Raw genomic sequence first — 24,677 nt, 5'->3', positions numbered from 1 at the left:
ACCGGCAAGAAATGTAGGCGGCTAGCCTCACACACGTATTGGGTGCGTGTTCGCTTGCGCATCACCGGGTATCAAAGCTAATGGAAACCCGGAGAGGACTTGGCTGCTTCAGCAGGTGAAAAGTGCTGCCTTTCTCACGGTTCTATGTCGCGTCGTGCCTGCTCGCAATTATAGCGCTGGTCGCCGTTCTCGAGCTCGGCCTACTTCCGGCACTGCTTTCGGGCCTTCTCGTGTTCAACCTCGTTCATTTCGCCGCACCGATGCTCCATCGAATCGGCGTCTCCAACAGCCTGACGAAAAGCCTTGCGTTGACCTTGGTGGCATTGATTTTCACGCTCCTGATAGCCGCCGCTATCTTTAGCGGCGTGTCGCAATTGACTGGCGGTTCGGAGAACGTCGTGACGCTCCTCAAGAAGATGGCCGAGATCATCGATACCGCGCGTGTCCATCTCCCGACCTGGGCGATGGCCTATTTTCCGTCGAATATCGAGGAACTGGAAGTCTTCGCGGCCCGGTGGCTCCGCGAACATGCCGGCCAGCTTCAACTCGTCGGGCGAGATGTCGGCGTCCTGGTGGTCCACATTATCGTCGGCATGGTGATCGGCGGCTTGATCGCGGTGAACTCGGCGGCGCCATCGGGCGAGCCCGGCCCACTGGCGATCGCGCTGGCGGATCGTGTCAAAATTCTGAGCAAGGCTTTTCGCAACATCGTGTTCTCGCAAATTCGGATTTCGGCGTTGAATACATTTCTAACGGCGATCTATCTCGTCGCTGTTTTGCCGTCCTTCGGAATCGATCTGCCATTCATCAGGACGATGATAGCGCTGACTTTCGTCGCCGGCCTTCTGCCGGTCATCGGCAATCTGATCTCCAACACCGTGATCGTCGTTGTCAGCCTCAGCATCTCCTTCCTTGCAGCGCTCGGCTCGCTTACCTTTCTCATCGTCATTCACAAGCTCGAATACTTCGTGAACGCCAAGATTATTGGAACGCGGATCAACGCGCGTGCCTGGGAGCTTCTTCTGGCGATGGTTTTCATGGAGGCCTGGTTCGGTATGCCGGGTCTTGTCGCCGCGCCGATCTATTATGCCTATTTGAAGGCTGAACTCACGATGCGCGGGCTAATCTAGGATTGGAGCAATGCCCGATCGAACGAAATCGGGTCACGTCGATGGTTAACAGGCCAGCTAGCATCAGGCTCATTGATTAAGACGGAAGGCGACGGCGGCTGCGATGCAGATTGCCGAGAAGACGGTGTGTGCGTAGCGGTCAAATTGGGCGCGATGCGCCGCTAGTCCTTCAGCTTGGCGAACATGTTCTCGATGTTGTGACGTTGGCGGCATAGGGTGTTGTCGTCGTCGATCGGCTTGTTTCCGCTTTTGACCGGTGGGGTGCATTTTGAGTATCCATCCGGCGTGTCGCGCCTTGTTCGGGTGATGAACGAGTGGTCTTAAGCGTGCTCTTATGAGCGCACTTAGGAGCAGTTGATGGGTCAGATCACGTTGCTCACAGGCCCCGAACGTCGGCGGCGGTGGAACGAGGCGGAACGGCGCCAGATTTTGGAGGAGGCGTTTTCGCCGAGACCTGTGTGACGCAGGTGGCGCAGCGGCATGACGTTTCGACGCCGCTGATCTACACGTGGCGCGCAAGCTGTGCGAGCACGTCCCGGACCCGTGCCTTACAGAGGCGGTGGTTGTCGATGACGACGTCGGCCATCCACTGGAGCACCGGCCGGCTATTGTCGTGGAGGTGGTAAAGGGCGGCCGGGTGAGCATCTTCGCGGGAGCGACGCCCACGCTGGTTACGGCAGTGGTAAAGGCACTGCGGTGATCCCGCCGGGCGCGCGGGTGTGGCTGTCGATGGGTCACACCGATATGAGGAAGGGCATGCAGGGCCTGGCTTTGCTGGTGCAGCAGCACCTGAAGCGCGATCCCCACGGTGGTGATCTCTACGTTTTCCGCGGACGCGCCGGATCGCTGGTAAAGACATCTGGCATGACGGGATCGGTATGTCGCTTTATGCCAAGCGGCTCGAGAAGGGCCGCTTCATTTGGCCCCAGGTGAAAGACGGTGCAGTGTCGCTGACGAGCGCTCAGCTGGCGTGTTTGCTCGACGGGATTGACTGGCGCAACCCGCAGTACAGCTGGCGTCCGGTGAGCGCGGGATAGGACACGGATTTCCTCAGCCAAAGCGGCATTTTTCGGTTGCACCGAGAGACAGTGTGCTGATTCATTTCGGTCAGGGAAGCCGCCATTTAGCCCCTGCCGGACGATGTCGAAGCGCTTAAGGCCCTGGTTGTTTCGATGGGCGCCGAACTTGCCGCCGCGAGGGCTAAGGCGTCGGCCAGGGAAGCTCTGATCGGGCACCTCAAGCTGCAGATCGCCAAGCTCAGGCGCGAGCAGTATGGCCCCAGCGCCGAGCGCAGCCGCCGGCTCCTGGACCAACTTGAATTGCAACTCGAGGAACTCGAGGCCACAGCCAGCGAAGTTGACCTTGCCGCCGAAGCGGCGGCGACCAGGACGACCAGTGTCACCGCCTTCGAGCTTCGAGCGCAAACGGCCAGTGAAGAAGCCGTTTCCCGAGCATCTGACACGTGAGCGCATCGTCATCCCCCGCGCCATGTTCGTGTCCGACTTGCGGCGGGACGCGGCTTTCGAAGCTCGGCGAGGACGTGACCGAGACACTGGAGGTGATCCCGCGTCAGTGGAAGGTCATCCAGACGGTGCGCGAGAAGTTCTCGTGCCGGAACTGTGACGATCACCCAGCCGCGTGCGCCGTTCCATGTCGTGCCGCGTGGCTGGGCAGGTCCTGGCTTGCTCGCCATGCTGCTGTTCGACAAGTACGGCCAGCATCAACGCTTAACCCGCCAGGCTGAACGTTTCGCTCGCGAGGGCGTGCCACTGAGCCTGTCGACGCTCGCCGACCAAGTTGGCGCGGCCACTTTCGCGCTCATGCCCCTCTATCGCCGGATCGAGGCTCATGTTCTCGCCGCCGACCGATTGCACGGCGACGACACAACGTGCCGGTCCTCGCCAAGGGCAAGACCGATATCGGCAGGCTGTGAGTCTATGTCCGCGACGACCGGCCCTTCGGCGGCGCCGATACGCCCGCCGCGCTGTTCCACTATTCGCGCGACCGCCGTGGCGAACATCTTGCGCTGTTCGCGTTCGCATGGTTTCGGAGCGACCCCAAGAAAGCTTAAAGCGCCAGATAGAGCAAGGCTGCGGCTCCAGCGCCGATGCAATAGTACGCGAATGGCTTGAGCGTGTCCGTTTCAAAGTATTTGAGCAGAAAGCGAATCGAAAGAAATGCGGTTCCGCCAGCACACCAGGCGCCAACAACCGCCTGACCCAATCCTGCGCCGCCATTTGTGAAAAGATCGGGGACCTTGAGCACGGCAGCCGCCAGGATGATTGGGGTGGCCAGCAGGAATGAATAGCGGACGGCGTTCTCGTGAGAAAGCCCACAGGCGAGCCCACCGCTCATGGTCAGTCCGGTGCGAGAAAATCCCGGTATCAATGCGAAACATTGCGTGATGCCGATGATGACGGCTTGGATCCATGAAAGGGCAGCAAGCTTCCCGTCATCGTGGGCACCTTCAGTCGCGCCGCGCGAACGCAACACTTCGACGACATAGAGCATTGCGCCATTCAGTACGAGCACAGCCGCGACGAGTGTCGCGGCTGCAAAGAGCTGCTTCAGTCGCTCTTCGAACAGAAGCCCAAGGAGTCCGGCCGGAATGGTGCTGACGATGAGAAGCCATCCCAGCTTGGCATAGGTGTCATCGGCGCGGATCTCGTGTTGTTTGAGGGAGCGGAGAACACCACCGATGATGCCTAGCCAATCGCGCCAGAAAAAGCCCAGCAACACGAGAGCCGTCGCCAGGTGCGTCAGCACCAAAAAGGCGACAAATGCATCGCTCGATCGGTCGACGGGCCAGCCAAGCAGGGCAGGGATCAGAACGGTGTGTCCCAAGCTCGAAATCGGAAAGAGTTCGGCGAAACCCTGCAAAAGCCCCAAAACGATCGCCTGGAAATAAGTGATCATAGGTCCGTAATCCCGGAATCTTGGTTCCCCAAAATAACGTCGATACCAGCTTTCAAGGGGTGACGGTATCAGGTGCGGCCATTGGCCTCTCCAAATACCTCGTGGCGCTCATCGCGAAGTGCAGTCGTGATCTAAAAGGCGCTCGGCGGCGGAGTGCTCCCAGTTGGCCAGAATGTAAAACCCTGGCCTGGCATGGGCCAGTTCGGCCCCAACAACGACGATATTTACCCGATGCATGGCGCGCCGAGCCTGCGGCAACCCGGCAGCAACAATGCCGGCCACGTTGGTGGCTGCCAAATCCGGCCGATCGACCGCCTTGATCCAGTAGCGTTTTCCCATCAGCGCCAGGGGGAACAGCTGCCATGGGCCTTCGGTCTTCGGCCCGGCAGTTTAGCCGGACCTCACGACCGCCTCCTGTTCCGCAAAGGCAAGGTCGATCCGTGTAGCGATGGTGCGGACTTGGTCAGGCCTGCGAGCACAACCAGTTTCCCGGATGAAGGCCATTACTCGTCAAGACACCCACCCAGGAGGCGTGCTGAAAATTCGGTTCTGGGCGAATTTCACCGTTCACAAAACTGGGTCGGTGGCAGCGAGTTACTGCGCAATAACGTTGCTAATCTCGATCATGTTTGAGCGCACGCGCAACATGTAGAAGCCAATTGTCGTTAGGTGATTCGGCAGCAGCCAGCCGTCCTCGCGGCCGTTGGCGATGATTAAGGGCCGGATGCGCAGCGCCGAGACGAACTGCGCATCCATGGTGTCCCACAGGTTCTGCAGGTGCTTTTCCTTGATCACGTCCTCGAAATCGGCCTGGGCGCCCTTCATCAGCCCGTAATAGGCATAGAGCTGACCATAGGAGAACCAGAAGCGGTCATCGGCGCGGAAGTCGAACCAGCCATTGTTGTGGTTCTCGGCGCGTTCCTTGAGGATCGCCGAGGTTGAGCCGATGTCGGAGGAGATGCGGTCGATATACTGTTTCAGATTGTCGGCGCGGGCATCGAACGTCGCCTGGCAGGTGGCCAGCCGAGCATTGAAGGAGCGCAATTTGCGAACCGCGCCGCGATAATAGCTCGGCGTCGGCGTCTTGGGTCCGAACGGGTTGAGGCCGAAATACCAGGTTTCCTCATCGAACTGCAGATTGCCGCGCGCATCCTGTAGGTCGGTGTCGATCTGCGATGTGGTGCGCACGCGGCCGAGATTGTCGGCAAGCTCGGTGGAGGTGCGCCGCACCGCCTGGTTGATGCCCCGCTGGAACGAGGCCTTGTTGTCCATGAACGGCGTGTGGTCCCAGTCGATGCCGAACAGGCCGAGTTTGTAGAGGATCATCGACGAGATCCAGGCATTCTGGTTGACGTTGAAATCGGTGAGGTCGGCCGCGACCTGGGCGATACCTGAATTGCCGCAGGTCTTGGCGGTTTCGGTGCCAGCGCCGGCCGCGACCTGTTCGCCGGCGGAAATGTTGCGGTTCTCGAAGGTGTATTTGTCGACGTAGTTGGGATCGAATTTGTTCCACCACTGGGTGGCGTAGAAGAAATTGGCGTAGAGGCCGATCAGAACCAGAAGCGCGAGGCCGACCACAGCCTTCAGGATCCAGCCGCGCTGTGTGTACCAGCGCCCGGCCCACAGGAACGGCCAAAGGATCACGCCGATGGCGAGGCCGATGCCGCGGCCGATCCACTGGAAGATGCGGGTGAAGAAATTCACGATCGGATCAAGCATGGCTCTCGTTCACCCCTTCAGCATGATGCCAAAAAGTTGCAGACTTTTTGGATAACATCATGCGCCAAAACAATAGGTTAGAACGAAATGACGGCTCATTTCGTTCTAGTCAGTCAAGCCGTAAAGGCGCGTGCGAAACGCCACCTTGTCCTTCAAATATGTGGTTTGCAGAACGACGCGCTGCATAGACCATCCGTCCCGGTTTTCAAACCGCATGGTTATCGGCACACACCATACCTCGCCTAGCCATTCGCACACGACAGGCAATTTCGGCGCTTTTTATGAGCGCGCCTTCGTGCCAGTTTACTTCGTTCTGATATCGATAGACGTTCGCCAAATGCAAGCAGTGTGCCTCTGCGAGATGCCCGTCTTGACGTTTGAGACTGCCAATATCATCTAGTGTTCGCTCAGCCCCAGACTTCTGGCTCTGTGCGAGTTCGGCCTCAAGTGGTTGCAGGCGCGGACGTGATGGGCACCAAAGGCGGACCGTCATTGTCGGCCTCTGGCAGGGGCAGGAATCAATCGTAGGTGCCGCGAACGGCTATGCTCCCGGTTCAGGTCGAGTTCGATATCGAAGGCAAAACAATCGGCAACTCACGAGCAATCCGGCAGTTTCGTCTTGGGCTAGTTTAGAACCTGATACAGTGCGCCGCTGGCACAATCGTAGTAGCCAACCCGCCGCCGATAACTCTCGGGCAGATTTCTAGTGCGACAAAAGGACAGGCAGGCGCAGATCGCCAAGAACGCTTTTGGTTGCTCCACCCACGACAAAATCTCTCATCCGGGAATGGCCGTATGCACCCATAACAAGCAGATCGGCGCCCATGCTGACAGCGCGCGCCTGAAGCGTAACGCCAATGGGGCGATCTTCGAGGTCGATTGAGATCCCCTCAGCGGGAAAGCCACGCTTTCTCAGGCTCAGGGCGAGGCGTTCGCCAATATCGCGCAGCGACTTTTCGTCTGTCACTGTCAGTACCGTTATCTTTGAGGCACATTGCAGAAACGCGTGCGCATCGGCAACGGCCCGGGCCGCAACGCGGCTACCATCCCAAGCGATGATGACATGATCGATCGCACCAACGTTTGCGTCTTCCGGCAGAATTATGGTTGGGCGACCCGAACCAAACAGGACCGCATTAACGGTCATGCGCGCAGTCTGGTTATTTGGCTCCAACCCAATCAAAGCAAAATCGAAATAGCGTGACTGAGTTGCCGCAACATCGCCGATAGATGCTGGCTGAACAGCAATCTCCTTCGGTTGTGAGGAGCGATCCGACGCGTGCCGCTTCAGCTTTCAATGCCTCCAGCAAATCGAGCCCATGCTTGCGGCTGGTCGCTTCTGTCTCCCGGATCATTTCGGGAAGATCGATCAAGTATCGCGAAACCGGATTGGAAATACCCGGAATATCGACATTGATCGTCAATGCATGAAGTGCGGCACCAACGTGCTTGACCACCGCGATTGCGTTTGATGCGATTTTGGTGGAATTCGCTTCCGGATACGTCGCCAGAGGAAGTAAGGCAATTTTGCTCATCAGACCTCACCCCGTTATTTCGACCGCCGCCGACCATTGGCCCAATGCGTGTCACACTCAAGCCAGCCATTTCAGCCTACAAAAACTCAGACGACCGAGGGTTGTTACTGCCTATCCAAGGCGATCTTGCGCCGCGCCGATTCCGTCCTGAACGACTGTGGCTATAATGGCAGGCATCCAGGAACAGAGATGGCAAATGACGATTGGCCTGCTTGTTGCCATGAGCGCAGTGCCGCTCGCAAGCATTGTTTGAACAGTAGCGGTAGCCGATGATGTGGCCGCAACCCAGCGGTTCACGATCCGCGCCGGGGAAACAACGTTCCGCGACCATCCTGCTAAATCAGGATACCGGCCAACTTGGATGCTGGGAGGCTGCGACACAACTTGGAGCACCCGACGCGCCAGTATTGTGTCCCCCACATCATGTCCGACAGGACGCGACATTTAAAGATGCAGTAGGTCCTCTTTTTCCACGATCGTGTAGGATTTTCAGTTACCGACAGGATAATATGCTGAATGATGAAATGGCACTTTGCTTTTCGCGAGCGAGGTACTCCAAAGCTGAGCACGTGGGGACGTGATCAGGACCCGACATTCGCAACTGAGCTTTGGCGTTCAAAGGAACCAAACGCGTGAACCATCAGGCGGTGGAGCAAGCTGACACAAGAGCGGGAGGGGTTGAAGCTGTCGATCGCGCGCTTTCGATCCTCGGGTGCTTCACAGAGCATGACGAGGGTTTAAGCCTGGCTGAGATATCTTCTAGAACGGGCCTATACAAAAGCACGATCCTTCGGTTAACGGAATCCCTTGTCCGCAGTGGCTACATTGTTCGCATGGCGGACAAGCGCTTTGCTGTCGGCCCTACGCCGATGATATTGGCCTCATTCTACCGTCGTCGTTTTAAGATAGAGGCATTCGTTCGGCCTCTCCTTTTGAGCCTTGTCGAACAGGCGGGTGAAAGCGCATCGTTTTTTCGAAAGGAGGGAAATGACGGAATTTGCCTATTTCGCGCAGACTGTCGTCATTTGATCCGTGATCAAATCCGAGAGGGTGATGTGCTTTCGCTTGACGGTCACGCAGCTGGCCAAGTGCTTGCACGATTCAGTACCGCTAAGCCTAGGACGCGAACAGCTCTTATGGCGAAGATTCCGTTTATATCGCTCGGGAAGGGAGATTCCGAAACAGCTGCGATGGCCGTACCGGTTTTTTCAGGCAGCGAGGGCTTGATCGGAGCGCTGGCTGTTTCTGGGCCGCTGACCAGATTTACGCCGGAAAAGTTGGTCAGCATCAGACCGCTTTTGCTGGGTTTTGGCGAACGTCTATCGATATCCCTTGCGAGCAAACAATATGCACAAGCGCGCTCATAGAATGGTCGTGACCAGCACGTGTCTGCTTAAGGGAAGGGGAGTAGCAGTTGGGGCGGATTGGTGGCAAGCGAGGCTCCAAGTCGGTTACTCTCTGCTCTGTGGCAAGTGGTCCCGCCAAACATGACTGGAATCGACATCGGCCCCTTGCGGACATGACTGCCAGTGAGCGTCCAAGCATAATGCGCACCAATCAAAACGATAGTGACGATCTGATCCGCCGCGCTTTGGCCGCGTTCAATTCCGGCAATCATCGCCAAGCGATCGATGTGTGCGAATTGGGCCTGAAGCAGCACCCAGGCGACCCGGCGCTTTGCCATCTTCTGGCGGCTGTATTGTTCGCCAAGGCAGATCTGCCGGAGGCTCGTGCGCACATCGAAGCAAGCCTTGCCACTCGACCCGACAATGCGCCCGCCTTGATACTGGCATGCCGGATTGCCCGGGCCGAAGGCAGGTTTGAAGCGGCGTTTCAGTTCCTGGACCGCGCGGCAAGACTGTCATCTCAGGCGGAAATGCTCGTCGAACGGGCACGCACCTTCGATCAAGCAGGCGATGCCCCTGCGGCGAGCGCGTCCTGGACACTTGTCTTGCAACGGGATCCGAAATCCGGGGAGGCAGCGGCGCGCCTCGGGCGCCTTGCATGGCAGCGCCGAGCGGCTGTCGAGGCGGAAGGTCTGCTCGAACGCGCAGTCGCTGGCGGCGGGCATCCGTCGGCCTGGTTCGACCTCGGGCTGGTACGTCAGGACATGCGCAAGTTCGGCAGCGCTGCACAGGCCTATCGACGCGTGCTTGAGATGAGCCCGGCGCCCCGGAAGCGGCTGTCAATCTGGGTGTCGTCCTGCAGGAAACCGGCGACCTCGACGAGGCCATGGTAGCGTATTCATTAGCCTATGGTCTCAGCTCATCCACCTTCAGCGTCATCGCCATGGCGCTGACGTCGGCGCCAAGGGGCCGGCTGTGGCTTGATGAGAAAGCGCTGCGTCGCTCACTCGCTGGCGGAGCGTCCCCGCCTGGCGCGAAACCGCTTGCGGTAGACGCCGGGCGTTGACAGGACATCGGCGACCGTCTGCGCATAGGATGCCTGTCGCTTTTCGTCGAACACTTCGTATTCGAGCTGCGGCGCGGCCCGCGGAACCGCAAAGCACTGCGCGACTGGAGTCCCTTTCCTGAGCACGCCAGAGAATCCGGGCTCCGTCCAGATCGCCGGGAAATTGATGCCCCCATCGCTGAACCGGTCGGAATCCACCAGGCCAGTCACCAGCCTGAAGGGAAGATCCTCGCGATTGACCGGATGCGTCGCGAAGAGCGACCAGCCGTCTCGATCTGTATGGTCCAGAAGCTGTTGAATTTGATAGCGGCTTGACCGGGAGTGGCAAACGGGCTGCCGGCGAGCTGCCCCGGCGTGTGGAAGCTCAAAGGCGCTCGGGGGTGGTTCTCAGTGACCGGGTCTGGAATCTGCCAGTCCCAGGAAAAGGTCCCTTTGTCGACGACGACGTCGCACGGCAGGAGGATCATGAAGCCATAGGTCATCGCATCGATAACGGGCGGGCACTGCTTGAGCGTGCGAATGTCGCGGCCGTGGATCGCCGAATAGGCAGTGGCGGGCATTGCGCGCAGCCAATCCGGTAGAGCACCGCGCGCGAGGATCGGGCGTGGCAAATGCTCGATCAACATCGGATCACATCGGAAAATGACACGCATCGTCGCCTCCCGGCGTTGCGGTACCACGATTGCCGATCACACTCCAAGCGGCGATAAGGTAAGGCAATGCTGCACTAACACCTTGGACAAATTGGCGAGTTTTTCTTCAATTCAGGCGAGACCCAGCCATTTGCTAGGCCAAGCTGTTCCAAAGGCTATCCGGAAGGGCGCAACGCAGTCAACAAACCGCCGCGTCACACATGACCAACGGCACAATCGCCACCAAGACTGCCGCGTTTGCGAGGATAAACGGAGGGCGCTGCCAAGCAACCAGGCAAAAGATGAAAATGACGACGCCAACGACAACAAGATGCAGGCGAAAAGTTCACCGTGTCTTTGCGAGAACGACAGTCGACATCGTAGCTTGCATTTTGTCGTCACGACAATCCGGGCATCCTGTCTCGCCTGATGCGCCCTCGTCGGCCGACAGTGTATGCGCAGATCAAAATGAAGGCAGACGGCATGGCGCAGCCAGTCGTTCGGATGATTGGAAGCTGAACAGCTGATATCCGCAGGTGCTGTCGAGCGCGACGCTTGATAGGCTACTGCTTCCGTGCAAATGCTCCGTCATGCGAATTCTCCTCGTCGAAGACACGCACGACGTTGGCGAGGCAATCAGCCGCCGCTTCGAAACGATCGGCCATGCGGTCGATTGGGAGACGGACGGTCGTGCTGCCGCAGAAATCCTCGGTTTCACCAGCTACGATCTCGTCATACTCGATGTCATGTTGCCCGGCCTCGACGGGTTCGAAATCGTTCGAAGGCTCCGGCAGGCAAGAAAGACGACCCCAGTTCTGATGTTGACGGCCCGTTCGGAGATAGAGGACCGCGTTGGCGCGCTCGATATCGGCGCCGACGACTATCTGGTCAAACCGTTCGATTTCCGCGAATTGGAAGCGCGCGCCCGTGTTCTGCTGCGGCGGAAAAGCGGCGAGGCGACCAACATCGTTCAGTGCGGCGATGTCGTGCTCGACCGCGCCAGCCGCTCGGTCCGGGTAGGCAGGCGCGAGGTGCAATTGAAACGACGCGAAATGACGTTGCTTGAGATACTGGCGTCGCGGCCAGGTCGCGTCTTCAGCAAGGATGAACTTATCGATCAGCTTTTTGGGTTTGACGAGCCGGTCAATCAGAACGCGATCGAACTTTATGTCGGCCGGCTGCGCAAGAAGCTGGAAGGCGCCAAGGCGCAGATCGTCACCGTGCGGGGCATGGGATATCAGCTGGCTTCCGATGATACCGGCTGAGCCTTCCCTTTTCACGCGCCTGGCGGTCCGCATCTCGCTGGTGCTGGGCCTGGGCGCGGCTCTTCTGGTGAGTGCGGCGTGGTACTACGCGCGAACCGCCGCCGATGACGCCTATGACCGGCTTCTGCTAGGTGCGGCGATCCAGATGGCGGACAGCCTTACGGTTGAATCCGGTTCACTCATCGTCAACTTGCCGGTATCGGCTTTTGAGCTCCTGGGCCTCGCCAGCCGCGACCGCATCTTCTATCGCGTGATCGATCCTTCCGGCGCGACGCTAACAGGTTATGCCGATCTGCAAACAGAAGTTGATCTGGCAGCAATACACGATGTCCCGGTATTGGAATCGGCGCGTTATCGCGGCGAACCGGTCCGCATAGCGGTGGTGGCTCGCGCTCTATCCGATCCCGCCGTATCCGGTTGGGCGCATGTCATCGTTGGGCAGACCACGGAAGCGCGCAGTGCGCTCGCGGGGGAGTTGACGCTCAGAGCGACCGTCCTCCTGGTAATCATGAGCATATTGGCATTGGCTGGGGCGATGGTGGCCATTCGCTATTCTCTGCAACCGGTCAAGCATCTGGGAGCGACGCTTCGCCGTCGTGATCCACAAGACCTTATGCCCGTGACAGTCGTCGTCCCGCGAGAATTGCGGCCTTTCGTTACTTCCATCAATTATTTCATGAGTCGGCTCGACGAGCGCGTGAAACTCCTGCAGCGCTTCATCGCCGACGCGGCGCACCAGATCAGAACGCCGCTGACGGCACTTACCGCGCAGCTCGATCTGTTGAGTCAAGCCAAGCTGGACAAGTCGAGCCGCCAGCATCTCGATCGCGTACAGCAGCGCGCCGGCGAACTTGCGCGCCTGACCAACCAGTTGCTCAGCCACGCCATGGTCATCCATCGTGCCGATTCCGTGCAGCTTCAGCCGCACCACCTGGCAGACGTCGCACGGCGCGCTTTCCGTGCGGCGGTTCCGATAACTATCGATCCGGACATCATCGTCTCCTTCGAGGCGCCTGACGATGAACCTGTCGTGCTTGCGGACGCCGTCAGCCTGCGTGAAGCGATCGTCAATATCATCGACAATGCCCTGCGCCACGGAGTGATGTCGCGCCTTGAGGTCAGGGTACGCAGCGACGGTACGCTTGCCCATGTCGAGGTCGAGGATGACGGACAGGGCATTCCGCCGAGCGAGTGGGAGCGAGTCACGCAGCGCTTCGAAACGTCCAAATCTCACGACGGCAGCGCAGGTCTGGGTTTCGCCATCGCGTCGGAGGTGGCGGCGGCTCACGGTGGCGCGCTGACCTTTCGCGAGAAAAGCGAGGATGGCGGGAAGCGCACGCAAGGGTTCACCGTCACCTTGACGTTGCCCATCGCCAGAGAGAAGGCAGGATGATAGCGAGAGCATTGCGGGCATTCACTTTACTGGCTGCAATCCTTTTGTGCGTCGATCAGGCGGCAAGAGCTGCTGAAGGAAGCAGCGCATTTTTCCCTTCGCCACAGCCGGAGAAGGATCGACTGTCGATCCACGCCGCGACCGATCTGGTGGCGATGGAACCCCTGATCCGGGACTTTCAGTCCGTTTTCCCCAACGTTGCAGTCGACTATGTTGAATATGTCACCAACGACTTGCAAAATAGTGCCAGCGAAGCCTGTCGGACGGGCGCGGTGCTGGGCGACATCTTGTTGTCGCCGTCGGTCGACCAACTCGTGAAGCTCGCCAATGACGGCTGCGCGGCGCCGCACGTGTCGGCGGAAACCGCGCATGTCGCCGACTGGGCAAACTGGCGCGACGAAGTATTCGGCTTTACCTACGAACCGGCCGTCTTCGTCTACAACGCCCGCCTCGTGCCGTCCGGCGACGTACCGCGCACCCACATCGAACTCGCCGATCTTCTTAGGCGGCGGATCGATTTTTATCGTGGGCGGGTCGGAACGTTCGACATCCGGCTTTCGGGCATCGGCTACCTATTGGCGTTCAGTGATGCGCGGCAGACGACCGCGGTCTACGGTCGGCTTCTGGAAAGCATGAGCCGAGCGGAAACCGTGGTTCGTTGTTGCACCGCGGAGACCCTTCAGGACGTTGCAAACGGGACCCTGTATATTGGCTACAATATGATCGGGTCATACGCCTATGCGGCGGCCAGGGACAATTCCGACTTAAGGGTCGTTGTCCCGCGGGACTATGCGCTGATACTCAGTCGTGGCGCGCTCATTCCGAAGACGGCACCGAGTATGGCCCTTGCCAAACGATTTCTCGACTACCTTCTGTCAGCCCGGGGACAGAAAGTCGCGAGGGAAAGTTCCTTTTTCTTCGCCGAGAATGGGCAATTGCCTGACGGAGCGGACGGCCCGGAAACACTTGGCGAGTCTGGTATCGCGCGCGCCATTCGCATCGGCCCTGCGTTACTTGCCGTACAGGACGAGGCGCTGCGCCGCCGCTTCATCGAAGATTGGAGCAAGTCGATGATCGGTGCCCAGGGCCAGCGACCGTGACCCCGCAGGATGCCGCTCCAAAATTTCAACAATCTCAGCGATATGTCGATGTGGCCGATCCGGCTGTCGTCGAGAAACTGAGCACGACCCATCGGGCCCAAGTCGGCTGAGCAAACCTCTACATTGCCGTGACAGGTTGGTGACAGGTCAGGATGATACTCGCCTTTTGTGCCTGGAGGAGGTACGATTTAGGCGAACTTGGAGGAGACCTCAATGAAAAATCGTCTTGCGACGATGACGGCCGTGCTTTCGCTGTCAGCCGCTTTCGCGACGCTTGCCCCCGCTGCCGAAATTCCCGCCGGGTATCCGGACAACTACAAGGATCTGGTGGCCGCCGCCACCGCGGAAGGACACCTCAGCATCTATTCGACGACCGATGCGGCGCTGGTCCAGCCCTTGCTCAAGGATTTCGAAGCAGCGTTCCCCGGGATTGCCGTAGAATATTCCGACCTCAATTCGACCGAACTCTACAATCGCGTCATTGCCGAAACCGCTTCGGGCCAAGGCACGGCGGATGTCGCCTGGTCTTCGGCTCCGGATCTGCAGATCAAACTTGCCGCAGACGGTTATGCGCAGGAGTACAAATCCGTCGAGGCGGCTCACGTTCCGGCCTGGGCGTCGTACAAGGGCATGATCTATGGTGCCACAGCCGACCCGGTGACTTTCGTCTACAACAAGCGTCTCGTGCCTGAAGGCGATGTTCCCGCAAGCCACGCCGATCTGCTCAAGCTGATGACCGGCAAGACCGCCGATTACGACGGCAAGATCGCGTCCTACGATCCGGAAAAGTCCGGGGTCGGCTTCTATTTCTACAACCAGGACGCCAAGACCTGGACCGATTCCTGGGCGCTCAACAAGGCTTTTGGCAAGGCCCATATCAAGCTCTACAGCTCCGCCGGCTCGATGATTGAGAAGGTCACGTCTGGCGAACATTCCATCGCCTACGGCATCTTCGGCTCGTATGGCCTCGCCAAACAGGCCAAGGACGAGAACCTTGGTGTGATAATCCCCAAGGATTATGTTTTAGTGACCACCCGCGCCACGGTCATTCCAGCGGAAGCCAAGGATCCCAATGCGGCGAAGTTGTTCGTCGACTATCTGCTGTCGGCGCGCGCGCAGAAGCTGATCGCCAACGACATCAAGCTCTATGCCGTTCGTGATGACGTTGAGGGGGCAACCACGCTGGCGTCCATAAAGGCCGCTGCCGGCGAAAATGTTCATCCGATCGCGCTCGACGACAAACTGCTCGAAGGCCTGGACGAGACGACACGGCTGGCGTTCCTCAACGAGTGGCAGAAAGCCATGAAGGGCGAGTAATCGCCTGATCGGGAGTGCCGCCACAATCGGCTCTTCCGCCTTTCTTGCTGTTAAGAACCATCGGAACGGCGCGCTTGCGCTCTTGCTAGCGGACGGCCCCCGGCTTTGTTCGAGGCGATCATGCCCTTCCGCGTCTTTCGTGTCAGCACCAATCTCCTCGCCATCCTGGTGGTGTTGGCGCCGGTAACGCTGATCATCTACCAGAGTTTTCTGTCCGGCCCGTTCTTCCAGAAGACCGCGCATCTGTCGCTGAAGGCTTATAGCTTCATCCTTGCAGATGCGGATTTCTGGCTGGCGCTGACGACTTCGCTCAAGCTCGCGGTGGGGATGACATTGATCGCCGTTCCGGTGGGAATCCTGCTGGCGTTCATCATCGTGCGTACCGACGTGCCGGGCAAGCGCTGGCTGGAGCCGATCATCCTCATCCCGGTGTTCATGTCGGCGGTAGTGCTGGCCTTCGGCTATGTGATGACGTTGGGACCAGTCGGCTTCGTCTCGCTGGCGGTCAAGTCGGTGATTGGCTACGTGCCTTGGAATGTCTATTCGGTGACATCGATCGCGATTATCGCCGGGCTCACCCATGTCCCGCATGTCTATCTCTATGCGTCGGCGGCGCTGCGCAATGTCGGCGCCGACCTGGAAGAGGCGGCACGCATCGTCGGCGCCGGCCCCTGGCGCGTCGCCGCCAGCGTGTCGCTGCCCATGGTGATGCCGGTGGTGCTTTATGCGGCGGTTCTAGTGTTCTTCCTTGGTTTCGAACTTTTCGGCCTGCCACTGGTGCTTGGCGATCCGGAAGGGGTGTTGGTTCTCGCCACCTATCTCTACAAGCTCACCAACAAGCTCGGGGTTCCTTCCTACCAGTTGATGGCCGTAGTGGTGGTGGCGATCATCATGATCGCGCTTCCGCTGGTGGTGCTGCAGCGCTACATGCTGCGCAATGCCAGCCGCTATGTGTCTGTCAAGGGCAAGGGCAGCCGGCACAACCCCATTCGGCTGGGCGCGCTTCGCTGGCCGGCCTTCGCGCTCGTAGTGGCATGGTTCGCGGCCACGGTGATCATACCGGTGGGCGGCGTCGCAATTCGCTCGCTGGTGACAAGCTGGGGCGTCGGGGTGAACATCTTCGAGGTGCTGACGTTAGATCACTATCGCGATCTCGCTGACTATCCGAATGTCGTCAGCGCCATCGTCAACACGGTCGGTGTTGCGGTCATCGGCGGTGCGGCTTCGATCGCGGCCTATACCGCCGTGGCACTCGCCGGTCACCGCTCGAACGCACCCCTGACCAAAGTCGTCGACTACGTGGCCATGATACCGCGGGCGATGCCGGGTATTGTGGCTGGCCTCGCCATGCTGTGGATCTTTCTGTTCTTCAAGCCGATCGCGCCCCTGCGTGCCACGATGATCTCGGTGTGGCTTGCCTATACCATTGTCTGGTTCGCCTATGGCATGCGACTGATTTCCGGAACGCTCCTGCAGATCGGCAAGGAACTCGAGGAAGCCGGCCGGTCAGTTGGCGCCAGCGAAGGCCGGGTCGCCAGGGACATCACGCTGCCGCTCATCCGTGGCGGGATGTTCTCGGCCTGGCTGCTGATCTTCCTGATCTTCGCGCGTGAATATTCGACCGGCGTTTATCTGCTCGGGCCGGGAACCGAAGTGATCGGCTCGCTCATGGTTTCCCTGTGGGGCACCGGCGCGATCGATCTGGTCTCCGCTCTCGCCGTCATCAACACCGTCATCATCGTGACCGGTCTCGCCGTAGCGATGCGCTTTGGAGTCCGCCTCAATGACTGACATCATCATAGACGGCCTGCGCCTCAGTTACGGCACCCTCGAGATCCTGAAAGGTGTGTCCTTCTCGGTCGAACCAGGCCAGATTGTCGCCTTGCTCGGCGCCTCCGGGTCCGGCAAGACGACGCTCTTGCGAGCGGTCGCCGGTCTGGAAACACCCAACCGCGGCAAGATACTGCTCGGTGACAGGCCGCTTTTCGACGCGGAGCAGAACATCAATCTGGCGCCGGAAACGCGCGGTCTCGGGCTAGTATTCCAGTCCTATGCGCTGTGGCCGCACCGGACGGTGTCGGAGAATGTGGGTTATCCGCTGAAGCTGCGCAAAGTGTCTCGGGCGGATCTTGCCAGCCGCGTCCAGAAGGCTTTGGACAGCATAGGCCTCGGCAAACTAGGTGAGCGCTATCCGCACCAGCTCTCCGGCGGGCAGCAACAGCGCGTCGCGTTGGCCCGCGCGCTGGTCTACGAGCCGAACGTGATCTTGCTCGACGAGCCGCTGTCCAATTTGGACGCCAAGCTGCGCGAGGAAGCGCGGATCTGGTTGCGTCGCCTCATCACCAATCTCGGCCTATCGGCACTGTGCGTCACCCATGACCAGGTCGAAGCGATGGCGCTCGCCGACCGCATCCTGCTGCTCAATGGCGGCCAGATCGAACAGGACGGAACGCCCAAACAAATCTACAACAGGCCGAAGAGTCTGTTTGCAGCAGAGTTTATGGGCGCCAGCAATCGCCTTGACGGCGTGGTCGCCGCCATCAAGGGCAACCGTGCGGAAATTGTCGCGAACGGCATCCATCTCGTGGGCAGTGCTCAGGAGGAGCTGACCGTCGGCACCAAAGTCACCGCACTCGTCCGGCTTGAGCGGGTGACGTGGTCCGGGAAGGACGGCCCGGGGCGTATTGCCATGACCTGCGTCGAGAGCCTTTTCCTCGGCGACCGGCACGAGGTGATTTTCGAAGGCAATGACCTGACGGTCCGGACTTATTCCCGCGATGCCCTTCCGTCCGGCCAGTACTACGTTGAATTCCCCGTCGAGGACCTGATGGTTTTCGCGGCGTAACGCGGGAGCCGAACGCTGGGCACGACCAAGTAATTTGATGCGGGCATTGAAGTTCGACCACCCGCTACCGCGAACGGCGACCACAAAAATTCCGCCGGGAAGAAGAAGCCGTTCGCGGCAACGAGCCGGTCGTAAATCTCGTTCAGCTCGTCGGTCGTGACGCTTTTGACCGAGCGCTTTGTATGGCCCTTGCCGACCCAGCAAGCGTCATAGACGCGCTGGGTGACGCCCTTCAATGTTGGGCCACCAGGATCATTCTTATTGTTTTGAATAGTCGCCTTCGTGCGCGAGCACCTTGGCAAGCGATTCCTTCTCACGGGAAACTGCCATTACAATTCCTCTTGGGTTGTGTTGATGCGTGTTTTCCGGCTATGCCATTCGGCAGAGGCGGATCGAAGAATGTCGGCTATTTCGAAGTGGATTCGGGACGCACGTGCGAAATTGCCCGAGCATGTTTCTGTCGGCCGCCACACCTATGGCGTCACTTGGCGGAAGGTGCTTTTCCCAACTAATGAATCTCCCCTAGACGTGGGGAGCTTCTGCTCAGTTGCTGGCCAAGTCCTCTTCATGTGTACTGGTCAACACCAGACAAAGAGTGCCACTTCATTCCCGATTTATAGCCGCCTCCTGAAGCAGCCTGAGCCGATACCCAACGCCGGAAAGCCTGGAGGCATTACGATTGGCAACGATGTTTGGATTGGCCACGGCGCCATCATATTGCCAGGCGTGACCGTTGGCGATGGCGCCGTTGTGGGTGCCGGCTCCGTGGTCACCAAGTCTGTCGAGCCGTATTCAATAGTCGCCGGCAATCGTGCACGAGTCATCCGCAGTCGGTTCCCTACTGATGTCATTGCACAGTTGCTGGAAATAAAGTGGTGGCTATGGGAAGAAGATAAGATCAAGAGCGAGGCAGCTATTCTCACCGGTCCGATCGAGACTTTCATTGCTAAGCACGCGACCAGAACCAAGTCGGTGTCGAGCCGGAAGGTCTAGCGATCTGGGCCATCGGCGCGATGCGATGTCGTCACGCCTGAACCTTCCTGGGAACAAGGGATTGGTGTAGAAACGATCGATGAGAAATTTTACGCTGAAATTGCTCTACCAGTATGATGCCTATTTCGCGGGGCTGGCTGCAGCGGCGACCGGCCTATCTGCCTACAGATTGGGTGCCGGATACTGGCTCTCAGGCATTGCCGCGCTGGCTATTTTCCTGTTCGTCGCCATAGCGGTTGACCAATATTTTCTCTGGTCATTCGATAATTACCGCGACCGGCAAAACAGCAGGACCAGATAATCATCAGGCCCAAGCCCCTACATCAAATGGGTTGTGGAGCAAAATTAGGTATTGCTGGGCGGCCGAAAGGATTTGGTCGGGTACATCGCCTACGGCGACAAGGAATTATACCACCGCGGCGTAGGCGCGAAGATGATTGCAGGATGGAGCGCTCGGACCAGGCTGAGGGCATCCGCATCGTCACTGTAAACTTCCGAAATCACCAGCGATCCGATTGAATGTCTTCATCATCGCCCCTGGCGATCGCATGACTTTTGGAAGCTCCTCTGGCCCGAAAACAACCAGCGCCACCACAAAGATGACCACCAGGTGGGTGATGCCAAATCCGAACATCGGTTCGGACTCTCGCGCACATCGCCGGTAGCGACAATCTCTCCGCGGTTTTGCGACCGATCCGGTTGAACGCCTCGATCGACACCGCCAAGCCCGGTCATCAAACCGCTCGTATGGGCCATTCCACCATGAGGCCGCGCGATTGCCGTTCATATTTCGGGCCATGTGGAACGCCCGTCAACCCCTGCAAAACCTTGTGGTGAAGCCGGAGCTTGACGGCGAAAGTGCGGAAACCGGCTTCCATTTAGTCAGCATCTGGCGAAGGCCGCAGGGTCGAGCAGTTGCTTCGCGTAAAAACGCAAGCAGATCAAGATGACCGAACCGATCCGCTGTGTCATCGACACCGTGAACGATCCGCACGAAATCAGCCTCGATGAGAATATCACGCGCGAGGTAACCAGCTTCAGGTGTTGTTCGTTCATCCGACGATTTGAGCAGTGGACGGGGTGGTTGTGCAAGCCTGCCGCCTACATCGATTGTGCGTGTCGTCGCGGCAGCTATGACGGGAAATCGTTCAAATCCGCTGCTTTAGATTGGCGATTTCGTCAAAGACTGTGTGTTACGCCACTCACCTGCCGCTAAAGATGAAGAAACCGCGCGATGGCAGTCAGGCAAAGGGCATAAAAGGGTGATCTCATGAACAGAGTTGTTCTCATGGCGGTAGCACTTGCTGCGATGCTGTTCGGCACGTCTGTCGAAGGCAAGGCCGCGGGCCTGGTCGCCACCATTGATGTATCTTCGCAGACCATGACTGTCAGCCGCTATGGTCAAGTGCTTTACCGATGGAGCGTATCCACCGCCCGCAAGGGTTACATCACCCCGCGCGGCGCCTATCGGCCGCAACGGACAGCGCGGATGTGGTATTCGCGCAAATACGACATGTCGCCTATGCCTTATTCGGTATTCTTCCGTGGCGGCTATGCCATTCATGGCACCGGCGCGGTGAGATACCTTGGACGCCCGGCGTCGCATGGCTGTGTCCGCTTGCACACCGCCAATGCCGCGACCTTCTATTCAATGGTGCGGGAAGTTGGCTTCGGCAACACGCGGATCGTCGTCACCGACTGAGGCTCGGCGCCGACGAAAAGACACCCACGGCAAGCGGCCGTGCCCGCCTTTGGCTGGCTCTCGCCCGGCGAGATGGTCAACGACTTCACGGAGATCACGCCGGGGCCGTTGATGATGCGTGCTGCAGTTCGTCGGCCATATTGCGGCTTCCGCGCACCAGGCGCGCTCAATCCGCTCGACGGCTTACCCGCAGTCGGGGCACGAATGGGTTGGGTCAGGCGTCCGGACTAAGCCGACGGCGTTGGAATCCACCGGTTGCGGTGGGCCAAGATCAGCTAGTAGTCATCCGTTTTCGAACAATTGCCCGTGCGAAAAGTTCCCGAACTGCATGACAGCGAACCGGCCGCGTTGACCCGGATAAAGCGTGTGGCTCAAGGGCAGGTCGTTCCAGCCAATTGACACGGGCTTCAGGGGCAGAAATGGCCAGTACGATCGCTCCAGCAATCGCTCTCGACAATCTCCCGTCGGCTGTCATCGTCAGCCTGTCGGCGCGACTTGATCCCTTCCGGTCAGTTCATGTACTCGACCATGCGGTCGTGGAAGCACTCGCACTTGTTGAGGGTGTCTTCGTCCTTGTAGTTCGTCTTGAGATAACCATAGGCCATGCCGCAGGCGACCTTGGCTTCCGACGCCCAGATGAAGGCGGGGCGGGACGAATTGATCCATTCCGAGCTGTTGGCGACGGCCACCGACTCGTCCATCAGCTTCACCACCTCGGTCTTGAGATCGACGATGTTGTCGTTCAACACCAAATTCGACGTGCCGACGGTCCGGCAATAGTCGGCCACCGGCCCTTCGATAATGTCGGCGGCCTGAAGTCCTGTCGCGCATATCGACAGCAGCCCGGCTCCGAAAGCCACTCGCAAAACTCTGTTCATGCTCCTCACCCCGTCCCTTTCGCCCCTTAGACCACGTCCGTCTTGGTGCCGTGCCTGTCATCGTAGAGTATTTTGACCGCATCGGCGGCGCTGTGGAATGTGTAGTTCTCCAGCACGGCGACCGTATGATAGTTGTCGCCGCCGCCGTCGGTATCGACCTTGACCTCGGCATTGGCCGAGGACTGCGCGATCTCCACGAAGCCGCCGCCTACGAGATCGGTGACGCCAGCCAAGCCTTTGAGCAACGAGGAAAGATCAAGCTGGTCGCCATCGTGGAAGTCTGCGATCAGGTCGGCTACCTCGAGCGAGCCGATGGTGAAGGTCCTTGTGCCATCGGAGGCAACGGACGTTTCCACGGGCGCAACAAGTGAGGTGTTGAGTTCGACCTCGATATAGTTGCCGGTCGTGCCGTCGGCCATCTGGAAGGTGCCGTTGCTTGCCACGGCCTGCCCATCGATTTCGCCGACAGCGGAGGTCGTTGTCGTGCTGATCGAAATAATACCGTTATCAGCAAGGTGTGACAATTCCCCAGAGTCACTGATGCCGTTGGCGTTGGCGTCCTTCCAGATCAGCAGGCTGCTGAAGGCATCGTCGTATTGATCGATGACGCCGTCATGATTGCTGTCGAGCGATGCAAGTGCCGCCGCGCCGCTGGCGAAATGGCCGCCGCCGAAACTCGGCGTAAACAGCTCGGTGCCATCATCGATCTTGCCGTTATGGTTGAGGTCGATCGCCAGCATGCCGTCGTTCGAGGTGTTCCAGGCAATTTGGTCTTTGGTTCCGTCACCATTGATGTCAAACTGGACGCCATGGCTGACGTCGGAGAAGGCGAAGCCATCATGGTTCAGATCCAGGATAATCGGATCGACCGATCCGCCGATCAGGGTGTTCAGGTTCGCTACCGTGACGTTCTGGAGATCGACCAGTGCTCCTACGCCGGCATTGGTGGTTGTCTGGGTATAGACGAACGTATGATTTACGCCCGAGATGGTTGCCGTGAATGCGAGCGTCGCCCCGGCGTTTCCGATGTCTGTGCCCATGAGATATTGGACAGCCGCCGCGAGAGCTGCGGTTGAGGTGATAGCCAACGGCGAGCCGCCGGCATCTGTTCCGAAGAAACTGGCGATGCCGTTGGTGACCGAATGAGATTCCACTGTATCTCCGCCGATCGTCAATACGGAGTCTCCTGCTCCGTCGACAAGGCCGGCGGTGGCGGCCACCAGAGTCCCTGGCAGGGCCAACTTGTCGGTCCCGGCGACGAAGTCAGTGATGATGTCATAGCCGGTGATCGTCCCGGCATTGCCGGTTCCGCCTATAACGGGTGTCGAATCCCCAGTCCCGATCAGGAAGGTGTCGGCGCCGGCGCCGCCCGTCAGGAAATCGTTGCCGCCCCGTCCGATAATGATGTCGTTTCCACCGCCACCGGACAGATGATCGACACCGGACGTACCATAGATCTGGTCGGCCAATGTGGCGTCGCCATTCACCGTGATGCCGGGATCGCCCGGATCATGCGAGAAGAAGGAGAAGCTGACCGAGCGCGCCTGGTAATTGCCACCACTATTGTCGAAGTAAGACAGCGTCCATGAGTCGCCGGCTGTAGGTGGGTGTGCGATCAAATAGCTGGCAAGCGTCGTGGAGGTGGCGTTGCCGCTGCCGTCCAGAAGGAAGATATGGTCGTAGTCGACAGTTGCCTTCATCAGGCCGGTGGCCGGATCGTAGAACCAGCTCTGTTCGAATGTTCCGGCGGTCAGATCGTCTTCGACAACTGCGAAATGGTTGGTGCCTATGACTATCTCGACCTGGACTTCCTGTTCGCGATGCGATCCCGCACTGCTGTCTCCGAACACGCCGGGATTTCGCTCCGCTACAGGTATCGGCGTTACGAAGGGCGACTCTTGAAAGTCGGTATAGACTACTAGAGTCGCGCTATGAGGATCGGCGATTATAGCATTTACCGTGGCTTGTGACAGGGCCAGGGTCGTGACCTGATCATTTCCCGAGGTAAGAGGGCTGCTGCCATTGCCCACCTGAGCAGTGTCGCTGGGCAGACTGGTCGGGGGCACTTCGTGGATGCCGACAGTCTGGACAGTCGTGGCGGTGCCATCGAAGACATTCAGCGTAAGGTTGGTGTTGACAGTATCGGTTACCGTGGCGGTTGGTGTGTAGACCAGGTTACCCAGCAGGTTGATGCCACCGGACGGATTGTAGAGCACGGTGCCGGTTGTCAGGGCGACATAGGTCACGCCGTTGTAGTAGAACACCCCAGTCGGGATCGTCCCTGTTGCGGTGACGATCAGGTTGTCGCCATCCGCATCCGTCGGGATCGAGACCAGCAGCGGATATCCATTGGGATAAGTCGGCGTGCCAAGGGTCTGCTGCCCCGGGTCGCTCGACATCCAGTTCTGGGTGCTGGCAACAACCGGTGCATCGTTGACGTCCGTCAGGTTGATGGTCAATGTCGTCGTCGAGAAGTCGCCGTCGCCGTCCTTGATTGTGTAGACGAACACGTCCGTGGTGTTCGCGTTAATGCTGTGAGCCGTCGACTGGTAGGTGTAGGAGCCGTCGACGTTGAGGTGAAGCGTGCCGTGCAGGCCCACAATGTCGGTGTTGACGCCACCTGATACTGCTGTCGTGGTGTTGCCGCCCGCCGCCCGTACGCCATCGATCGTGGCCCCGTCGGCGCCGGCGACGTCATTGACGAGCACGCCTGCCGCCGCCAATACGGTGAGCAAAGCGCCCTCGTTGACATTGCCGGTATCGGCATGCGCCGTCGGCACGTCGTCGATGATGTTGATGACCAGGTTGCCGGCCGGTGCGCTGTCGCCGTCAGTGTCGGT

Annotated in this window: 21 protein-coding genes and 5 pseudogenes; 15 read left to right on the top strand and 11 right to left on the bottom strand. The window is 59.1% G+C overall.

The genetic code is table 11. The features are described from left to right. Positions 1–122: 122 nt before the first annotated feature. From NKJ78_RS29505 to tnpC, 3 genes and pseudogenes are all read left to right on the top strand, one after another. Complete coding sequence (locus NKJ78_RS29505) at positions 123–1,130, top strand: AI-2E family transporter (RefSeq protein WP_023706688.1); 1,008 nt, start codon at positions 123–125, stop codon at positions 1,128–1,130. 729 nt (positions 1,131–1,859) lie between these two features. Further along, positions 1,860–2,167 (top strand): annotated as a pseudogene (gene tnpB / locus NKJ78_RS29500) (IS66 family insertion sequence element accessory protein TnpB). Positions 2,168–2,302: 135 nt separating this feature from the next. Further along, positions 2,303–3,174, top strand: a pseudogene (gene tnpC, locus NKJ78_RS29495) (IS66 family transposase); the annotation flags it as partial. A gap of 23 nt (positions 3,175–3,197) precedes the next feature. Here the strand turns inward: tnpC and NKJ78_RS29490 are convergent. From NKJ78_RS29490 to NKJ78_RS29470, 5 genes and pseudogenes are all read right to left on the bottom strand, one after another. Then, on the bottom strand, positions 3,198–4,046 hold the full coding sequence (locus tag NKJ78_RS29490) for an undecaprenyl-diphosphate phosphatase (protein ID WP_023706691.1): 849 nt from the start codon (positions 4,044–4,046) through the stop codon (positions 3,198–3,200). Positions 4,047–4,154: 108 nt separating this feature from the next. Continuing rightward, positions 4,155–4,412, bottom strand: a pseudogene (locus NKJ78_RS29485) (CDP-diacylglycerol diphosphatase); the annotation flags it as partial. A 228-nt stretch (positions 4,413–4,640) separates the two neighbouring features. Continuing rightward, positions 4,641–5,765, bottom strand: a complete 1,125-nt coding sequence (locus NKJ78_RS29480; RefSeq protein WP_023807925.1) for a DUF2333 family protein — start codon at positions 5,763–5,765, stop codon at positions 4,641–4,643. A 703-nt stretch (positions 5,766–6,468) separates the two neighbouring features. Beyond that, on the bottom strand, positions 6,469–6,912 hold the full coding sequence (locus tag NKJ78_RS29475) for a universal stress protein (protein ID WP_352460949.1): 444 nt from the start codon (positions 6,910–6,912) through the stop codon (positions 6,469–6,471). Positions 6,913–6,925: 13 nt separating this feature from the next. Further along, positions 6,926–7,300, bottom strand: a complete 375-nt coding sequence (locus NKJ78_RS29470) for a hypothetical protein (protein WP_352460947.1) — start codon at positions 7,298–7,300, stop codon at positions 6,926–6,928. Positions 7,301–7,932: 632 nt separating this feature from the next. On the opposite strand from NKJ78_RS29470, the gene NKJ78_RS29465 reads away from it, so the two are divergent. Continuing rightward, entirely contained in the window at positions 7,933–8,667 is a 735-nt protein-coding gene (locus tag NKJ78_RS29465; protein WP_023672588.1) for an IclR family transcriptional regulator, read from the top strand. A 179-nt stretch (positions 8,668–8,846) separates the two neighbouring features. Beyond that, positions 8,847–9,539, top strand: coding sequence for a tetratricopeptide repeat protein (locus NKJ78_RS29460; protein WP_023706696.1), 693 nt, complete (start codon positions 8,847–8,849; stop codon positions 9,537–9,539). Between the two features lie 110 nt (positions 9,540–9,649). Here the strand turns inward: NKJ78_RS29460 and NKJ78_RS29455 are convergent, their stop codons facing one another. Further along, positions 9,650–9,922 (bottom strand): hypothetical protein, encoded by a 273-nt coding sequence (locus tag NKJ78_RS29455; RefSeq protein WP_023672590.1) that lies wholly within the window; start codon positions 9,920–9,922, stop codon positions 9,650–9,652. Continuing rightward, on the bottom strand, positions 9,919–10,365 hold the full coding sequence (locus tag NKJ78_RS29450; RefSeq protein WP_023706697.1) for a hypothetical protein: 447 nt from the start codon (positions 10,363–10,365) through the stop codon (positions 9,919–9,921). Before NKJ78_RS29450 ends, NKJ78_RS29455 begins: the two co-directional genes overlap by 4 nt. Positions 10,366–10,934: 569 nt before the next feature. Between NKJ78_RS29450 and NKJ78_RS29445 the strand changes: the two genes are divergently transcribed. The 6 genes from NKJ78_RS29445 to NKJ78_RS29420 all read left to right on the top strand — a co-directional run bounded on the left by NKJ78_RS29445 (position 10,935) and on the right by NKJ78_RS29420 (position 18,264). Then, positions 10,935–11,609: a response regulator transcription factor gene (locus NKJ78_RS29445; RefSeq protein WP_023673600.1), complete on the top strand. Its 675-nt coding sequence runs from the start codon at positions 10,935–10,937 to the stop codon at positions 11,607–11,609. Then, positions 11,596–13,002, top strand: coding sequence for a sensor histidine kinase (locus NKJ78_RS29440; RefSeq protein WP_023706698.1), 1,407 nt, complete (start codon positions 11,596–11,598; stop codon positions 13,000–13,002). Before NKJ78_RS29445 ends, NKJ78_RS29440 begins: the two co-directional genes overlap by 14 nt. Further along, entirely contained in the window at positions 12,999–14,102 is a 1,104-nt protein-coding gene (locus NKJ78_RS29435; RefSeq protein WP_023706699.1) for an ABC transporter substrate-binding protein, read from the top strand. Before NKJ78_RS29440 ends, NKJ78_RS29435 begins: the two co-directional genes overlap by 4 nt. A gap of 213 nt (positions 14,103–14,315) precedes the next feature. Continuing rightward, positions 14,316–15,419: an ABC transporter substrate-binding protein gene (locus NKJ78_RS29430; RefSeq protein ID WP_023682862.1), complete on the top strand. Its 1,104-nt coding sequence runs from the start codon at positions 14,316–14,318 to the stop codon at positions 15,417–15,419. A 120-nt stretch (positions 15,420–15,539) separates the two neighbouring features. Next, on the top strand, positions 15,540–17,210 hold the full coding sequence (locus NKJ78_RS29425; RefSeq protein WP_031202992.1) for an ABC transporter permease: 1,671 nt from the start codon (positions 15,540–15,542) through the stop codon (positions 17,208–17,210). Beyond that, positions 17,203–18,264: an ABC transporter ATP-binding protein gene (locus tag NKJ78_RS29420; RefSeq protein ID WP_023706701.1), complete on the top strand. Its 1,062-nt coding sequence runs from the start codon at positions 17,203–17,205 to the stop codon at positions 18,262–18,264. The genes NKJ78_RS29425 and NKJ78_RS29420 overlap by 8 nt, the downstream gene beginning before the upstream one ends. Here NKJ78_RS29420 and NKJ78_RS29415 read toward each other — a convergent pair. Further along, entirely contained in the window at positions 18,219–18,581 is a 363-nt protein-coding gene (locus NKJ78_RS29415) for a glycosyl hydrolase 108 family protein (protein ID WP_245263832.1), read from the bottom strand. The genes NKJ78_RS29420 and NKJ78_RS29415 overlap by 46 nt on opposite strands. 346 nt (positions 18,582–18,927) lie before the next feature. Here NKJ78_RS29415 and NKJ78_RS30865 point away from each other — a divergent pair. Together NKJ78_RS30865 and NKJ78_RS29405 are read left to right on the top strand one after the other, a co-directional pair. Next, a pseudogene (locus NKJ78_RS30865) lies at positions 18,928–19,149 on the top strand (CatB-related O-acetyltransferase); the annotation flags it as partial. Positions 19,150–19,336: 187 nt separating this feature from the next. After that, on the top strand, positions 19,337–19,558 hold the full coding sequence (locus NKJ78_RS29405; protein WP_023673607.1) for a hypothetical protein: 222 nt from the start codon (positions 19,337–19,339) through the stop codon (positions 19,556–19,558). Positions 19,559–19,738: 180 nt separating this feature from the next. Here NKJ78_RS29405 and NKJ78_RS29400 read toward each other — a convergent pair whose 3' ends face one another. Continuing rightward, positions 19,739–19,891, bottom strand: coding sequence for a twin-arginine translocase TatA/TatE family subunit (locus tag NKJ78_RS29400; RefSeq protein ID WP_023673608.1), 153 nt, complete (start codon positions 19,889–19,891; stop codon positions 19,739–19,741). A gap of 178 nt (positions 19,892–20,069) precedes the next feature. Here NKJ78_RS29400 and NKJ78_RS29395 point away from each other — a divergent pair. Beyond that, positions 20,070–20,284 (top strand): annotated as a pseudogene (locus NKJ78_RS29395) (ParB N-terminal domain-containing protein); the annotation flags it as partial. 243 nt (positions 20,285–20,527) lie between these two features. Continuing rightward, the gene (locus NKJ78_RS29390; RefSeq protein ID WP_023673610.1) at positions 20,528–20,959 is read left to right on the top strand and encodes a L,D-transpeptidase; all 432 of its coding nucleotides are present in this window, start codon (positions 20,528–20,530) and stop codon (positions 20,957–20,959) included. A gap of 509 nt (positions 20,960–21,468) precedes the next feature. On the opposite strand, the gene NKJ78_RS29385 is transcribed toward NKJ78_RS29390, so the two are convergent. Continuing rightward, on the bottom strand, positions 21,469–21,837 hold the full coding sequence (locus NKJ78_RS29385; protein WP_023673611.1) for a hypothetical protein: 369 nt from the start codon (positions 21,835–21,837) through the stop codon (positions 21,469–21,471). Between the two features lie 26 nt (positions 21,838–21,863). Further along, on the bottom strand, positions 21,864–24,677 hold a 2,814-nt coding region (locus NKJ78_RS29380; protein ID WP_352562768.1), incomplete at its 5' end, for a beta strand repeat-containing protein.

This window comes from Mesorhizobium sp. M0037, assembly GCF_040323635.1.
Classification (GTDB): domain Bacteria; phylum Pseudomonadota; class Alphaproteobacteria; order Rhizobiales; family Rhizobiaceae; genus Mesorhizobium.
Note: the sequence above shows the minus strand (reverse complement) of the source record. Positions and strands in the feature narration are given on the sequence as shown.

Coding starts and splice junctions, on each gene's coding strand:
- NKJ78_RS29425 (WP_031202992.1), top strand. CDS start 15,540: ATGCCCTTCCGCGTCTTTCGTGTCAGCACCAATCTCCTCGCCATCCTG.
- NKJ78_RS29490 (WP_023706691.1), bottom strand. CDS start 4,046: ATGATCACTTATTTCCAGGCGATCGTTTTGGGGCTTTTGCAGGGTTTC.
- NKJ78_RS29440 (WP_023706698.1), top strand. CDS start 11,596: ATGATACCGGCTGAGCCTTCCCTTTTCACGCGCCTGGCGGTCCGCATC.
- NKJ78_RS29430 (WP_023682862.1), top strand. CDS start 14,316: ATGAAAAATCGTCTTGCGACGATGACGGCCGTGCTTTCGCTGTCAGCC.
- NKJ78_RS29475 (WP_352460949.1), bottom strand. CDS start 6,912: ATGACCGTTAATGCGGTCCTGTTTGGTTCGGGTCGCCCAACCATAATT.
- NKJ78_RS29400 (WP_023673608.1), bottom strand. CDS start 19,891: ATGTTCGGATTTGGCATCACCCACCTGGTGGTCATCTTTGTGGTGGCG.
- NKJ78_RS29390 (WP_023673610.1), top strand. CDS start 20,528: ATGAACAGAGTTGTTCTCATGGCGGTAGCACTTGCTGCGATGCTGTTC.
- NKJ78_RS29435 (WP_023706699.1), top strand. CDS start 12,999: ATGATAGCGAGAGCATTGCGGGCATTCACTTTACTGGCTGCAATCCTT.
- NKJ78_RS29420 (WP_023706701.1), top strand. CDS start 17,203: ATGACTGACATCATCATAGACGGCCTGCGCCTCAGTTACGGCACCCTC.
- NKJ78_RS29450 (WP_023706697.1), bottom strand. CDS start 10,365: ATGCGTGTCATTTTCCGATGTGATCCGATGTTGATCGAGCATTTGCCA.
- NKJ78_RS29480 (WP_023807925.1), bottom strand. CDS start 5,765: ATGCTTGATCCGATCGTGAATTTCTTCACCCGCATCTTCCAGTGGATC.
- NKJ78_RS29405 (WP_023673607.1), top strand. CDS start 19,337: ATGAGAAATTTTACGCTGAAATTGCTCTACCAGTATGATGCCTATTTC.
- NKJ78_RS29385 (WP_023673611.1), bottom strand. CDS start 21,837: ATGAACAGAGTTTTGCGAGTGGCTTTCGGAGCCGGGCTGCTGTCGATA.
- NKJ78_RS29460 (WP_023706696.1), top strand. CDS start 8,847: ATGCGCACCAATCAAAACGATAGTGACGATCTGATCCGCCGCGCTTTG.
- NKJ78_RS29470 (WP_352460947.1), bottom strand. CDS start 7,300: ATGAGCAAAATTGCCTTACTTCCTCTGGCGACGTATCCGGAAGCGAAT.
- NKJ78_RS29445 (WP_023673600.1), top strand. CDS start 10,935: ATGCGAATTCTCCTCGTCGAAGACACGCACGACGTTGGCGAGGCAATC.